Annotated in this window: 7 protein-coding genes; 2 read left to right on the forward strand and 5 right to left on the reverse strand. The window is 53.9% G+C overall.

All coding sequences use genetic code 11. From position 1 onward, the window contains the following. Window positions 1-6: 6 nt before the first annotated feature. The 5 genes from J1778_RS06750 to J1778_RS06770 all read right to left on the reverse strand — a co-directional run bounded on the left by J1778_RS06750 (window position 7) and on the right by J1778_RS06770 (window position 10294). A complete protein-coding gene (locus J1778_RS06750) occupies window positions 7-3969 on the reverse strand; it encodes a cellulose biosynthesis protein BcsC (RefSeq protein ID WP_217172518.1) in 3963 nt (1320 codons plus the stop codon). A gap of 79 nt (window positions 3970-4048) precedes the next feature. Continuing rightward, window positions 4049-6565 (reverse strand): cellulose biosynthesis cyclic di-GMP-binding regulatory protein BcsB, encoded by a 2517-nt coding sequence (gene bcsB, locus J1778_RS06755; protein ID WP_217172519.1) that lies wholly within the window; start codon window positions 6563-6565, stop codon window positions 4049-4051. Beyond that, window positions 6562-8661 carry a UDP-forming cellulose synthase catalytic subunit gene (gene bcsA / locus J1778_RS06760; RefSeq protein ID WP_217172520.1) on the reverse strand — a complete coding sequence of 700 codons (2100 nt, stop codon included), beginning with the start codon at window positions 8659-8661 and terminating at the stop codon, window positions 6562-6564. Before bcsA ends, bcsB begins: the two co-directional genes overlap by 4 nt. A gap of 29 nt (window positions 8662-8690) precedes the next feature. After that, window positions 8691-9494 (reverse strand): cellulose biosynthesis protein BcsQ, encoded by an 804-nt coding sequence (gene bcsQ, locus J1778_RS06765; RefSeq protein WP_112291838.1) that lies wholly within the window; start codon window positions 9492-9494, stop codon window positions 8691-8693. Beyond that, complete coding sequence (locus J1778_RS06770) at window positions 9485-10294, reverse strand: cellulose biosynthesis protein BcsO (RefSeq protein ID WP_217172521.1); 810 nt, start codon at window positions 10292-10294, stop codon at window positions 9485-9487. The genes bcsQ and J1778_RS06770 overlap by 10 nt, the downstream gene beginning before the upstream one ends. A 558-nt stretch (window positions 10295-10852) precedes the next feature. On the opposite strand from J1778_RS06770, the gene hmsP reads away from it, so the two are divergent. Continuing rightward, the gene (gene hmsP, locus J1778_RS06775; protein WP_217172522.1) at window positions 10853-12835 is read left to right on the forward strand and encodes a biofilm formation regulator HmsP; all 1983 of its coding nucleotides are present in this window, start codon (window positions 10853-10855) and stop codon (window positions 12833-12835) included. A 236-nt stretch (window positions 12836-13071) separates the two neighbouring features. Further along, window positions 13072-14364, forward strand: a complete 1293-nt coding sequence (locus J1778_RS06780) for a dicarboxylate/amino acid:cation symporter (protein WP_217172523.1) — start codon at window positions 13072-13074, stop codon at window positions 14362-14364. Window positions 14365-14624 lie beyond the last annotated feature (260 nt).

The raw sequence follows: 14624 nt of genomic DNA on the forward strand, positions 1-14624 counted from the left end.
CCGCGATTAATTTTGACCCATCAGGTAACGGAAGTAGACCTGCGCTGTGCTTTCGTTGTAGTCGCCGAAAGTATCGTAGCCAACCTGTCCGCCAATCTGCATGCTTTTGTTCAGATGATAATTGCCGCCCACGCCCGCGTTCCAGCCGATGCCGTTCTGCGTTTTACCGCCATAATAGGCTTCGGTGCCGTAACCTTCTGCCACCAGATCTTCCAGCTGTTTCTGTAGTTCCGGATTATTCGGGAAGTAAGCGCTCTTATCCTGAGAGTAAGACTGATAACCCACAGCACCGGACAGTTTCAGATCCCAGTCGTCATACTTCTGGGTGTATTCCACCGGGAAGGAGACGCTGACATAGTTTTGCGGGCTGAAGTAACCGCCCTGACCATAGGAGTAGTAGCTGAGGTTTTTGTCGAAGTTCATGTAACCGACGTTGATACCGGTCTTCAGCTCACGATCGTCATAACGGTAAGGGCGGACATAAAGACCGGCATTGGCATTCACCGACTGGTTGCTCTTCACGTTATTACCCAGATAACTGTAATAACCGCCTTCAGCATAGAAACCGGCATCGCCATCATCGTAGGAAAGATTAATGCTGCCGCCGTTTTTGGTGACCTGGCCCCACTCCTTGCCGCTGTAATTATCTTTGGTCCCGACGTAAGACAGAATACTGTCGGTGACGGCACGACGTTCAGCAGTCACGCGCAGGGTGGTGAAGTCCGTCAGTTTCGGTGCCCATTGCACACCCCCGACCAGCGAGTTCAGATCCTGCCCGAGCGGTGTACTGCCGATATCGGCTTTGTAGCTGTCACCGGTCAGTGCGGCGTTCACTTCCACGCCGGTTGCGCTTTGATTCCCTGCAGATGGCGCAGCATACGTCGTCGGATCGGTACCCGTAATGGTGTTGTAGGCCACACACTGATCGGACGTTGCGTTGGCGGAGGTACAATTGGTGCTGGAATTCGCCGAGGCGGCCGCCTGCAATTTGGCAAAAGTGCTGTAGTTGGCGATATCCAGACCGGCTGCGGCCGCTGCGGCCGCCACATCTTTCTGCGCTGACTGTGCTGCGGCCAGAGCGCCCTGGCCGAAGCGGGCGTTAGCCGTGCCGGACGGGCTGCCTGCGCTCAGGGAAACCGGTGTGACGCCAATGCTCAGACGTGAGGTATCAAACGGCACGAAGGCAAAGGTCATCGGCGCTTTGGCTTCGGTCAGCTGGCTGAGACCGCTTTCGCCGTCACGGCCACGAATCGACATATCGCCCTGCGCCCAGGTCGCGGTTTTGCCCTGCAAGTCGTCGAGCATGTCGTCGATCTGTTTTTCTGTTGCATTACGTTGCGCCACTGCTGTCGGTTGTGCGGTGGCTGCCGGAATATTGCCCGGCGTGGAAACCTGATCAGACACCTGCCACGGCAACACGGTGCCGTAAGAGGATTGCGTCGCCGGACGTGAAGCCGAAGTACGCGTTGAGCGGTTGATGAACGGATTGTCGCTTATCTGCAATCCGGCGACCTGCGCCGAACTGTCCGCGCCTTCCAGCCCGATCATCTTACCCTTCGCGGAACGCAGCAATGCCAGTGCCTGCTGATGATCGCCCTGTGCTTCGGCAACGCGCGCTTCTAACAGCAGACGGTCTGGTGTACGTGGCCCGGTCAGGCCTTCCATCAGGGTTTTCGCCCGCTGGTTATCGCCTTCGCCCAGCGCCACGTTAATCGCACCCACGCGGGCATCCTGCGTCGGCGTGTCGTTGCTCATCAGGTAGTTATAGACCTGACCGGCCTGTTTATTGAGTTTGCCGGACTGATACAGGCGCGCCATCGCCAGCATCAGGTCGCGGTTTTGCGGATCAGCCTGCAGCGCGACGACCAGTTTGTCGTAGGCCGCTGCGTACTGACCTTGCTCGCGCAGCTGGTCAGCCTGATTGATCACAAAACCGTTACGCAGATTCGCCAGCGCGGTCGGTGACGTGCCGGACTGAATTTGCGGATTTTGCAGGAAAGCTTGCGCCTCATTGCTCAGACCTGCCTGATTGAGCACGGTAACCTGATCGGCATAATCACCGGCATTGCCGTTAACGCCCTGACGCATATTCTGGCGCACCAGCTGCACCGCCAGCGGAAGCTGACCCGCCGCCGCCAGGTTTTTCGCCAGTGAACCGACATCTGCCGGTGCGGTTGGCGGATTCTGTGCCAGCGCGCGCAAGGTATTAGACGCGGCGGCAGTGTTGCCCTGTTGCAAATAATTTTCCGCATCGGCCATTTGCGCATTGAAGTTGGCGCGCTGCGCCAGTTCACGCATACCCTGATTCTGACTACTGCGCGGAATGCGCGAGAGCAGGGCGTTGGCGGTGGACCAGTTTTTGGTTTCGGAAGCAAAAAGCGCCGCTGCGTACAAATCAGCGGAAGACGCCCCCGGACGCGAAGACGGCGCCATAATGGCCTGCGCCTGCGCGGTCTGGCCTTGCGATTGCAGGATGCGCGCCATGTCCAGTTTCACCCAGACATTCGACGGCTGACGTTCCTGCGCCTGTTGCAGAATATTCAGTGCGCGTTGCGGATCGTTGTTCGCCACCGCCTGTGCGGCCTGACGACGCATTGGCTCAATGACATCTGCCACGGTCGGCGGGTTCATTTTGGCCTGCAATCCGGCTGGCAGAGTTTTCAGCACCTGATTCGCTTCGGCGGTTTTGTTTTGCTGACGCAGCACGTAATACAATCCGGCGCGGGCATCGGCGTTATCGCCCAGTGCGCTGTATTGCTGCTCCGCCCCGGCCAGATCACCTTTGCGGCGAAGAATATCCGCACGCAGCAAGCTGGCAGACTGGCCTTTTTCACCACTGACCTGCGTAAGCGGCGTGATCGCCGCCAGCGCCGCGTCATAACTGCCTGAACCGGCAGCGTCTTTGGCTTTGGCTAACTGTGCGTAAAACGCCGAATCCTGCGCCTGATTGCTCAGTTGCGCACTGTTCGGACCGCCCTGCGCCGCGGCTTTGCTCAGATATTGCGAAGCCAGCTCAAAGTTACCGCTGCGTTGGGCGATATACCCCAGACCGGCCAGTGCATCGGCATCGTTCGGGTTATCAGCCAGCACCGTGTCAAACCTGGATTTTGCGCTGGTGACGTCGCCGCTGTTCAGCGCGGTAAAGCCCTGACCTTTCGCTGCGCCGCCAATATTTTTCTGGAAATAGGCCATCACGCCGGTGTCATTTGGATGACGCGCCTGATAACCCTGATACAAATCACGGTCACCTTCCTGCGGTGCCATCCATAAGAGCGCCTGACGTAACGAGCGGTCCGCTTCGGTGCTGGAACCGGCCATGGTGCTCAGCAGTTTAATGCCGTCGCGACGGGTGGATTCCTGATAAGTCAGCACTTTACCCAGGCCGAGACGCGCCTGGGTGTCGTCCGGGCGGGAGGCGATGCGCTGTTGTAATCCGGCAATGGCCTGCGGCTGGAGCGATTTATCGCCCGCCATCGTCAGATAATATTCGGTCGCCAGACTGTCGAGCGGCTGGTTGCCGTTAAAAATGGTGCGGTACGCCGACAGCGCACCGCTGACGTTTCCTTGCGCCGCCATCTGACGGGCAGAAGCCAGCTGCGCCGGAGGAATCGACTGCATCGCTTTGGCACTGTTGAGCGAGGCCAGACGCGGATCGTCAGGCGAGACGGCGGACAGTTTTTCCCGCCACTGATTAGCCGCAGTTTTATCACCGCTTTGCATGGAATACAGCGACATCAGGTACATCGCCTGCGCGTTGTCCGGCTCCACCAGCAGCACTTTCTGTAAGGCGTCTTTGGCCAGATCATCATGGGCGCGTTCGTGCCAGTAAGCCGCCTGATCAAACAGGGCTTTCATGGCCGGATTAGTGGTGTCCGCTGCAAATGTAGCGGCGCTAAAACTTGCGACTCCGGCGATCCCTACCAGATAAATAGCCCTGATCACCGCCAGGGACAGTTTATGTTTTTTCATTTTCCAGCTCCGGTAATCGCCAGAGGGTCGCCTGAAACACAGGCGACTTTCATTGTTATTGTTATAAAGCCGATGCTTTTCATTTCTGACCCAGACGTTTAGCCGCATGACGACGCAGAACAACGAACAGGCTCAGGCCAATCACCAGCGAAAGCAGGGTGGTAATCAGCGACAAGATCACGATATGTGTGCTGGCATACCAGACGACCATCATGTACCACGGCATTTGTCCGGTCGGGAATTGCTGGCCGACGGAGAAACTGCGGATGCCATTTTCATCGGTAATGATCGCCAGATCACCGCGCACGTTGGCGTTAATTTTTGGCAATTTCAGATCGTTATGGATTTTCAGCAACTGCTGATCGTCTGTGCCGGTCGCTACCACCACCACGTGATCATTAGACCAGCGTGAGCGGTAACTGACGAAACCGCGCCATGCGCCGGTCGAAGACAGATAACGGTCGGCATCCAGCGGCTGGCGGTACCAGTCACCCGTCAGCCAGGCCACCAGACGCTGGACTTCGGTTGGCGTTTTTACCCCCATCGCACCGGCATTCACACTGAACGGCGAGTCAGCGAGCAGTTGCTGATTGAACGGCGTATCGCCAAGCGTAGTGACAGCCAGAATATCTCGGTTAAACAACGGGTTATTCTGCTCGTCGCCCTTCAGACCGAAGGCCACCTGAACATGATTCACCGGCACACCGGTGGCTTTACCGGCGCGTGAAGCAAGGTTCAGCAGGGTGTGGATTTCATCCGCCGTCGGCGTTTGCGGCAACAGCATCAGCGTGTCGGAGAAGTCAGCCAGTTTGGAATACGGATAAGAGGCGCCGACGAAATACGACAGGTTCGGTAACTGGGCGAAGTGATAGCTTCCGCTCAGGTCGATGAAGGATTTCGGATCGATACGGCTCTTGATGTTATCGCTGGTCAGGATGCTGCATGGCGCATCTTTTTTCGGCTTGATGTCGAAATAAAATTGCAGCTGGTTATCGCCGTAAATCAGGTATGGCGCGAGCTGAATGGTATAGCGCTCCTGACGGCTGTCACCGCCAAGACGACGCCAGAGGTTCTCGATCAGTCCGACTTTATTCACCGTCAGGCTGCGCAGATAATTGCTGTTGATGGAGACATTCAGCTTTGAGCTGTCTTCATCAATCCAGTTTTCGGTCGGGAAGCGGTAATCAATGCGCACCGGAATATTATGACCATCCCACATGAACAAGTCCGGTGCAGCGCGGAATGCCACCTGGATACCGTCGTGATAAATCCCGTTGGAAATCAGTGAGTCCTGATCTTTACCCGCCAGTTCACCCAGCGTGACCGGCCGTGACGTGTCAATCCAGCGCGGCGCGTCATAAGGTTTGCTCGAGGGAATGGATTGCTGCGCAACATCCAGATGATCGACGTTATTCGGCATGCCGCTGCTGATCAGGCGATACGCCGCCTGACGCAACTCGTTGTCGTCATTGCCGAGTACCAGCAGCAGTTTGTAGACCGGATTAATCGGGTTATCAATGATCTGAATCGATGCGCCGTTACTGGCCGGTAAGGTCAGCGAACCGATTTTATCGCCCGGCTTACCGAACAGAATGCCGTTCTGATCCGGTAAATCGTTCAGAATGACCGGGAAATCGACGCTGCGATAATCGGACAACATGCCGAGATAAGAAGAAACCATCGCCGCTGCGCTGACATCGCCGGGTTTCATTGATGCGGAGAAACCCATGGTGATTTTGGATTCCTGCATCTGCAGGCCATCAAAAAACGGACGCGGGAAATTACCCAGATTGCGGCCAATATTCAGCTGCTGACCTTCCAGACCAATGCTGGTAGTCGGCAAAATCGTAACCCAGTATTTATCTGACTGATCTTTCTCGCAGGTCATGGTGTTGCTGTCATGCACGCGGAAGCTCAGGTTGTTACTGGACACCACCATCGCAGACGGGATATCCAGGTCGTAAACATCGCCGCCGTTGCTGCTCTGATTCAGCGGCAGATTACCCAGCGGCTGGCCGTTAAGCATCAGTTCAAGCGTGGTATCGCGGGCAATCAGCGCCGGTGAAATTTTCAGCGCCAGCGAAAGATGCGCGTTGGTGACCACTTCGTCCGCAGGCAGGGTGAAGAGAATGCCCGACTGTAACTGGCCGCCGCTGAGCGTCAGCCCGTTTGGCTGGCCCATCTCTGCCACGGTGATATTACTGGTGACCGGCTGAACCAGCGGGATCACCGGTGCCGGCGCTGCGGTCGGATCGGTAACCGGCGCCACAGGCGCAGACAGCGAGCTGCTGTTGTTCACCGGCGTGGTATCGGCCTGCGGCGCGTCAGCGGCAGGGGCCGGTGTGGAATCGGCCAGTGCCGCGTTGCTGACAGGCGATGTATTGTCTTCAGGCATAGGCGTGACCGGCGGCAGCCAGGACGGCGCAGCGGGCAAGCTGGTGGCAGGATCAACCGCCGGTGCCGGCGTTTCTTCTGCCTGCGTGAACGGCAGGCTGCTGAAGGTCAGCAACAGGCCGGTGGTGATTTTTCTGAGCAGGGATGCCCCCGGCACAGCAGAAAAACGGCGCTTTACGGTCGGTTCAGGGGGTCGGTTCATGCTGCTTCACTCTTGCTGGTGGCGTCAGCGGGTTTATCTTTAGCGCGGCGTTCTTTCCACGTGTTGTAGAACAATTCGAACACGCAACGGATGATGCTGAGCAGCGATTTGAACGGGTTATCCTGCGGGTATTCTTCCCCGATCCAGGCGTCCGCACGGCATAACACTACACGCACCAGTTCACGGCGTTTCGAGAGCGGCAGGTTTTCAAATTGCAGGCGAATACGTTCTTTATTGCCGCTGACCTGGCTGACCGGGAAACTTTCCGCGCCTGATGAAAGCTGGATTTCCACTTCTTCAATTTCTTCTTCGAGATACCGCACATCCGGTGTCACCAGCTGTACGCCACCCATCGACATATCAATCGTGGTCGTGCGCAGTGAAATCCCGTTGGCGTAATGAATAATCGCCGGGATCGCCACATCAATACGGATGGTTTTTCGCACCTGACGCGTTTCTTTCGCCACTGCAATTGCCGCCAGCAGGATCAGCACGCTGAAACTGCCCCATGCTACGTTCAGGGCGATAACGCTGGGATCAATGGCAAAGTAATTGTGGAAGATGGCGCGCACCACGCCGTAACCGATACCGATAAACATCAGGATCGCGACAATCAGATGCGGCTTCACAATGTTGAAGTCAAAGAAGCCGACATCAAGTAAACCGCCTTTGTCCGTCACGTTGAACTTGCCGCGTTTTGGCGCTAACAGGGTCACAATCGTTGGCAGGATCAGGTGGAATGCCATGACGGTTTCATAAATTTCACCCCAGAAGGTGTAACGGAAACGGCCATTCATGCGGGAGTTGATATACAGCGACATCACCAGGTGCGGCAGCGCGTAAGCAAAAATCAGGCTGGCGGACGAGGAAATGATATTCAGGTTAAACAGCAGGAACGCCAGCGGAGCGGTCAGAAAGACCACGCGCGGCAGACCAAACTGGAAGTGCAGCATGGCGTTCAGGTAGCACAGACGTTGCTGCCATTTCAGACCACGGCCAAATAACGGATTATCGACGCGGAAAATCTGCGTCATGCCGCGCGCCCAGCGTGTACGCTGAATGACGTGCAGGCCGAGACGCTCAGTCGCCAGACCGGCCGCCAGCGGAATATCCAGAAACGCGGTATTCCAGCCACGACGCTGCATTTTCAGCGCGGAGTGGGCATCTTCTGTGACAGTTTCAACGGCAAAGCCGCCGACTTCCTCCAGCGCCACGCGGCGGATAACCGCACAGGAGCCGCAGAAGAACGTCGCGTTCCAGTTGTCATTACCCTGCTGAACCGGGCCGTAGAACAGGGCGCCTTCGTTGGGCATGGTGCGACCTGCGGACAGGTTGCGTTCGAACGGATCGGGCGAGTAGAAGTAGTGAGGCGTCTGAATCAGCGCCAGACGCGGGTCTTTCAGGAAGCTGCCGACGGTGGCCTGTAAAAACGCGCGGGTTGCCACGTGGTCGCAGTCGAACACGCAAATCAGCTCGCCTTTGGTGAGTTTCATCGCATGATTCAGGTTCCCGGCTTTGGCATGGGAGTTATCATTACGGGTGATATATCCCACGCCGGCATCCGCTGAGAACACCGCAAATTCGTCGCGCTTGCCGTCATCCAGCACGTAAATTTTGATTTTATCTTTCGGATAATCGATGCACTGCGCCGCCAGAACGGTATCGCGAACCACGTCGAGGCTTTCGTTATAGGAAGGGATATACACGTCGACGGTTGGCCACAGCGAAGTGTCATCCGGCAAAGGTTCGATGGTACGTTTTAATGGCCAGGTGGTTTGCAGGTAACCCAGCAATAAAATCAGCCAGACATACAGTTCGGCGAGGAATAAACCGATCCCTAAAATCGCTTCAATCGTAGAATTAAAATGCAGTGTTTCCGTAGCTCGCCAGTAAATATAACGCGTCGACATTATGATGGACATGATGACCATGACCACACTAATGCGGCGGCTTTTACTGATGCCGAGCAGGAATAATAGCCCGATGCTGATCAGGCCAAAAATGTACTGCTTCTGGCTGTCCATCGGGGTGATGATGATAACTGCTGCCACCGGCAGCAGCAGAAGCACAAGCAGGGAAAACAGGAATTTATTCATCGCTTTGGGGTCGCTGTTAACAGTGATAGTTAATAACTGCCAGATTTAGGCGCGGCGTGTAATTCACCATCACCAACTTTAATCCCTAAAATAGCGGCGACTTTTTTGCTGATCAGTTCAATATCGAATGCGGACGCGGATACCGGACTAAAATCAATAATAGAGCGCTGCGAGGCATTCGCCTCTGGCACGCATTCATCCCTGTGGATTGTGCCTAATAATCTTTCATTTAAACGCTGTTCGAAAAATTGTGTGACATCGCGGCTTAATGTCCGGCGGGTGTCACTTTGGTTGACGACGTAATATTCACCCTTCTTATTATTAAGCGGGGTGCCAATTAATTTATTCTTTTCCATTAACGGCAATAAAGATAATGACGCGGTATCGGCAAGCATGACCACAATATGTAAATCCGCAATAGCCTGAACCGCTTTTAATGCCGGACTTGGACCCGGAGGGAAATCAGCAATAATAATTAAACCCGGATAATTTAGGACGGTATTTAATCCGCGCTGTAAAAAATGCGGATCGGTGGCCAGCTGGTGCTCAAATTCAAGACGCTGGTCTTCGTTGACTTCGCCATAAGGTAATACAAACGTATTTGAACCCGCCTTGAGAATAAACTGGCTCCAGTCGGATTCGTTACCCGAACCTGCCACAAAGCCGCGGGTATCGGAAATAGGCACACCGAAATGAAGGCGAAGGGCGTTCTGTACATCAAAATCAATAACCAGCACTTTGCTGCCACTGCGGGCGAGCGAATAGGCCAGGTTGGAGGCCACCGTGGTTTTTCCTACCCCACCTTTCGGTGAACAAACGCAAACTAACGGCATGAGGCAATCATCTCTAACAAGGGTTGAAGCGGGGTGTCGCGATGTAAATAAGCGCTGGCAGGCTGCGGAGCCCGCTGCTTAAACATCTGTTTAAAGCGCTGGTTAGCATCAGCAGACGCCGGGGACGCGGACGCCACTGGCGCTGTGCTGCGCACAGGTGCAGGGCTGTAAGCGGGCGCTGAATGTTGTACCGGCGGCTGGTGATAAACCGTTGCGGCGGGTTGTTGTACTGGCTGTTGCACCTGAACCGGCGCGGGTTGAACCGGATTAGGTGCAGGTTGTTTTGGCGCTTCAGGCATGGCTTTACGCAGCGAATCAAGTAAACCCGACCCGCTGTCAGGAATAACAGACTGTGCGTGCAATGTCGGTGCCGGGTGAACAGGCTGATGCTGTGCGGGCTGAACCGGTGCTGGCGCGGGTGCAGCAGCAGGAGGCAGCGTTTCGCGCAGCGCATCCAGCAAGCCAAATCCGGCAGCCGGAGGAGCCACTTCAGAAGACATTGGCGCGTGTGCCACGGAGGGTTGCGTTATCTGGCGGTTATCCTGGTGTTCATTCACAGGCCGGGCAGCAGATAGGGAAAATTCATCCGCAGAAATAGACTGAGGGGTGGGTTGCGTCGAACGGCCATTATCGAGAGGACCGGCAGGATCTTCGCTGGCGGAAACTTGTTTAATCAACGTCCACTGATTCATTGAACCGGTAATGGATTCACCCGTTGATTTTTCATTAAGCTCTTTATAATCAAGCTTTTCCAACTTCGTCTTATCCATAAAACGTTTAATATCGTCATATTTATTCATAAATCCCGCCCGGTAGGATTATATATATCGGTGTTTTCTGGACGTCAAAACGACCCTGAATGGCCGTTAACAAAGAGTGTGAAAAGTTTAATTTTTTTAAAGTTTTTAGTGGGAATGAGACTCGTCTTAATATATCAGTTCTTTTACAGGATAGAGCAGTTTTTACAAAAAATAGGAATTTCCCGCATAAAAACGAGGGTGATGTAACTGGCTGTCGCAAAAAGGTTTTTGATGTTATTTTACTGCTTGTTTGTCTTAAGGTAGCTGAAAAGTTTGTCTTTATTGTGATGTAGAGCGCATAAACTTCATCAGTGGTGCTGAACCTGGTATGTTCTGGCTGTGGTGATATCCGGTTATGCTTCGTAATGTATGTTTTTCGTAAGTTAATTATCTTAACGGATAGTTAGTTTAGAAGTATTTTGGCAAACATGTTGTTTTTTATAGCCAAAATATTGACTCAGACCTCTTAAAAACGCGTTATAAGGTATACTGCGCAGAAGTACCGTTCCTGTTAAGGTGAGCGGGTCAAAACGTGTCTGCGATTAATGGAGAATAAAGTTGCGGGTCAGGCGTTCATTAACGATCAAACAGATGGCGGCGGTTTCAGGCATCGCTGCATTCACTATCTGTATCTTTATCGTCATCCAGCTGTTTCACTTTGTACAGCAGCGGAGGGACGATTACGCCCAGCAACTTGAAAATATTGCACATTCTGTCCGTGAACCTCTTTCACAGGCGGTACTGGATGTCGATCTGGCAGAAACGCAGGACATCCTTAACACGCTGCAACCGGTGGGTATTCTGAGCCGCGCCGATGTGGTGATGCCAAACCAAATCGCAGCGCTGCATACGCATTTCCCGCCTGGCCGCCCGGTACCGCAATGGGTTATCCGCGGTTTTAATTTACCGGTGACAATTTCAGTTCCTCTCTATTCTGCTGCTGCCAGCCCGACATCGCCTAAGCCGCTGGCCTTTCTGGTGCTTCAGGCAGATTCCTACCGTATGTATCAGTTCATCGTCAGTGCGCTGTCGACCATGCTGACCACTTATCTTCTGCTGGCGTTGATCCTGACAATTTCCGTGAGCTGGATTGTCAATCGCCTGATCGTTAAACCGTTGCGTACGATTGCCAGTGAACTGGAATCCCTGCCCGAAAGTGAGGTGCCTTCTCACCAGCTGACGCTGCCGCAACGCCATGAAGACGATGAAATCGGCATGCTGGTGCGCAGCTATAACCGCAACCAGCAACAACGGGAAAAGTTATCGCAACACAGTGATGACCTGTCACCGCCCGCCGAAAGCAGTCTGAATAATGAAGAACAATTTCTGCAGCACCTGCAACAGCGGCTCAGTTCGACGGAGCCCGTGAAAGGTTTCCACCTGCTGCTGATCGGCATCGAAAGCCTGCGTGATGACGGCCATGTCGATTGCCCGCTGATAGCTTCCATTATGGATGTGCTGCCGGAACACTGTCTGATGGCGCGTCTGAGTTACAACGAATTTGCCCTGCTGGCCGGAGACATTGCGCGTCCCTTTATCGCGATGCGCCTGGCGCGACAAATCATGGAGCGCATCAATGCGCCACAGGAAAGTGATGCCGGCAATATGTCGCTGCACCCGACGGGCAGTATCGGTATCGTCCAGCATACGGGTGAATTCCCGGTGACGGCGCAGCAGATGATGTCTAAGGCGCGTGCCGCCAGACTGTCCGCTTATCAGCAGGGTAAGAATCAGATTCTGTTCTTTGAGCCTGAGCTGACCGAAAAGATTCAGAAACGTTTATTGCAGGAAAACGAAATTCTGCACGCCATGGAGCAAAGCGATTTCACGCTGTTTATCCAGCCGCAAATGAATATGAAAACCGGCGCAGTGGTCGGTGCGGAAGCCTTGCTGCGGCGCAAAATGGCCGACGGCAGCTACGGGCTGGAAAGTGATTTCATCGTACTGGCAGAAGAAATCGGCGTGATGAGCCTGCTGGGTTACAAAATTCTTGAGCTCGGTTGCCAGATCCTGGCGGACTGGCAGCAGCGCGGCATCACATTGCCCTTGTCCGTCAACCTTTCCGGCGTTCAGGTGCAGCAGCGCAATTTCCTGCCGGAACTGCGCAGCCTGCTGAGCCGTTACAAAATCAATCCGGGACAACTGGTTCTGGAAATTACAGAAACGGCGCGGATTGAAGACCTGGATCGCGCTCTTGTGCTGTTGACTGAATTACGTGCAGCAGGCGTATCGATTGAACTGGATGATTTCGGCCTGGGTTATTCCGGTCTTGAGTATCTCAACCGCCTGCGTTCTCTGCCGATTGATGTCATCAAAATCGACCGCAGTTTTGTCAGCGTTTTGCCTGAAGACGAAGTCATGGTGAACATTGTGGCGTCCATTGGGCGTGCAATGAATATCCAGCTGGTCGCCGAAGGGGTCGAAACCGAGGAGCAGCGTTTGTGGCTGCTGAACGAAAATATTCATCTCGGGCAGGGATATTTATTCTCCCCACCGCTTTCCAAAAAAGAATTTGAACGCAAATTCTGTCAGCCTTCCTGAATGCTCTGAATGGCAGGAAACCCCCTCCTGCCGGCTCCGTTTCTGACTCTCTTTGATTTCTTTACTTACTTAAAGCCGGGCTGAATGGTTTCCGCTCTGGTTTTTCATGAGTCGTCATTGCGCAGAGAAACGAAATATTTCCATCATGTTGTGTTGATGTTACTTCAATGCACTCGCCTCATTATCTTTGACCTTAAAAAACCAAGGGCGATGCACTCACTTCAGGATGGTTATTCATGAAAAAATCACTCTTCAAGAGTCTGTATTTTCAGGTTCTTTTAGCAATTACTGTGGGCGTGCTGCTGGGGCATTTCTATCCGGAAATCGGCGCGCAAATGAAACCGTTAGGTGATGGTTTTGTTAAGTTAATCAAAATGATTATCGCACCGGTTATCTTCTGTACCGTCGTCACCGGCATCGCAGGCATGGAAAGCATGAAAGCGGTGGGGCGCACAGGGGCCATCGCGCTGCTCTATTTTGAAATTGTGAGTACCCTGGCACTGATCATCGGACTGGTGATCGTCAACATCGTGCAACCGGGTGCAGGGATGAACGTCGATCCGGCAGCGCTGGATGCCAAAGCCGTCGCGGTGTACGCCGAACAGGCACAAAGTCAGGGCATCATTCCTTTCCTGCTCGATGTGATCCCATCCAGCGTGATTGGTGCGTTCGCCAGCGGTAACATTCTGCAGGTGCTGCTGTTTGCGGTGCTGTTTGGTTTTGCGCTGCATCGCATGGGGCACAAAGGCCAGCTGATTTTCAACGTGATTGAAAGCTTCTCTCAGGTCATTTTCGGCATCATCAATATGATTATGCGCCTGGCGCCTTTGGGTGCCTTCGGGGCGATGGCGTTCACTATCGGAAAATACGGCGTCGGTTCTCTGGTCCAGCTCGGCCAGCTGATCCTGTGCTTCTACCTGACCTGTATTCTGTTCGTGGTGGTGGTGCTCGGGCTTATTGCGCGCTTCACCGGTTTCAGCATCTTCAAGTTTGTGAATTACATTAAAGAAGAATTGCTGATCGTTCTCGGAACCTCGTCTTCGGAATCCGCACTCCCGCGTATGCTGGATAAAATGGAGCGTCTGGGCTGTAAAAAATCCGTGGTCGGCCTGGTTATCCCGACGGGTTATTCCTTCAATCTGGACGGCACCTCGATTTATCTGACGATGGCGGCGGTCTTTATCGCTCAGGCCACCAATACCCACATGGATATCTGGCATCAGATCACCCTGATTGTGGTGCTGCTGTTGTCTTCTAAAGGCGCGGCGGGTGTGACCGGCAGTGGCTTCATCGTGCTGGCGGCCACATTGTCGGCGGTAGGGCACTTGCCGGTGGCAGGGCTGGCGCTGATTCTGGGCATCGACCGCTTTATGTCTGAAGCGCGTGCGCTCACCAATCTGGTGGGTAACGGCGTGGCGACTATCGTGGTGGCAAAATGGTGTGATCAGCTCGATGAAGGGCAATTAAAAGCGACACTGAATGGCCAGAAAGGTCTGACAGAGGCCGAGAAGTCCGCTTCAGGTTTGTGAATAATGGCCTGACCATGGATGAAAGCGTCAAACGATCCTAAAAACGCATTTATTTAGCCTCAAATCCCCTAATATCCACCGGTTGCTTGATGTAACCGGTGGATTATCTTCATAATATGTCCCCAGAACGCTACTTCCGGCTATTATTCCCAGAATATTTTTGACGACTGCGCGACTTTGCAGGAAAAGCGCGGTCTAACGAAGGACTCAATTTTTCGTCCTTAAACTTACGCATTCAGTTCCTGTGGGCGAGTCAACTG

The sequence above is a fragment of the Rahnella bonaserana genome (assembly GCF_019049675.1).
Classification (GTDB): Bacteria; Pseudomonadota; Gammaproteobacteria; order Enterobacterales; family Enterobacteriaceae; genus Rahnella; species Rahnella bonaserana.

Coding starts and splice junctions, on each gene's coding strand:
- bcsQ (WP_112291838.1), bottom strand. CDS start 9,494: ATGCCGTTAGTTTGCGTTTGTTCACCGAAAGGTGGGGTAGGAAAAACC.
- J1778_RS06780 (WP_217172523.1), top strand. CDS start 13,072: ATGAAAAAATCACTCTTCAAGAGTCTGTATTTTCAGGTTCTTTTAGCA.
- J1778_RS06750 (WP_217172518.1), bottom strand. CDS start 3,969: ATGAAAAAACATAAACTGTCCCTGGCGGTGATCAGGGCTATTTATCTG.
- J1778_RS06770 (WP_217172521.1), bottom strand. CDS start 10,294: ATGAATAAATATGACGATATTAAACGTTTTATGGATAAGACGAAGTTG.
- bcsB (WP_217172519.1), bottom strand. CDS start 6,565: ATGAACCGACCCCCTGAACCGACCGTAAAGCGCCGTTTTTCTGCTGTG.
- bcsA (WP_217172520.1), bottom strand. CDS start 8,661: ATGAATAAATTCCTGTTTTCCCTGCTTGTGCTTCTGCTGCTGCCGGTG.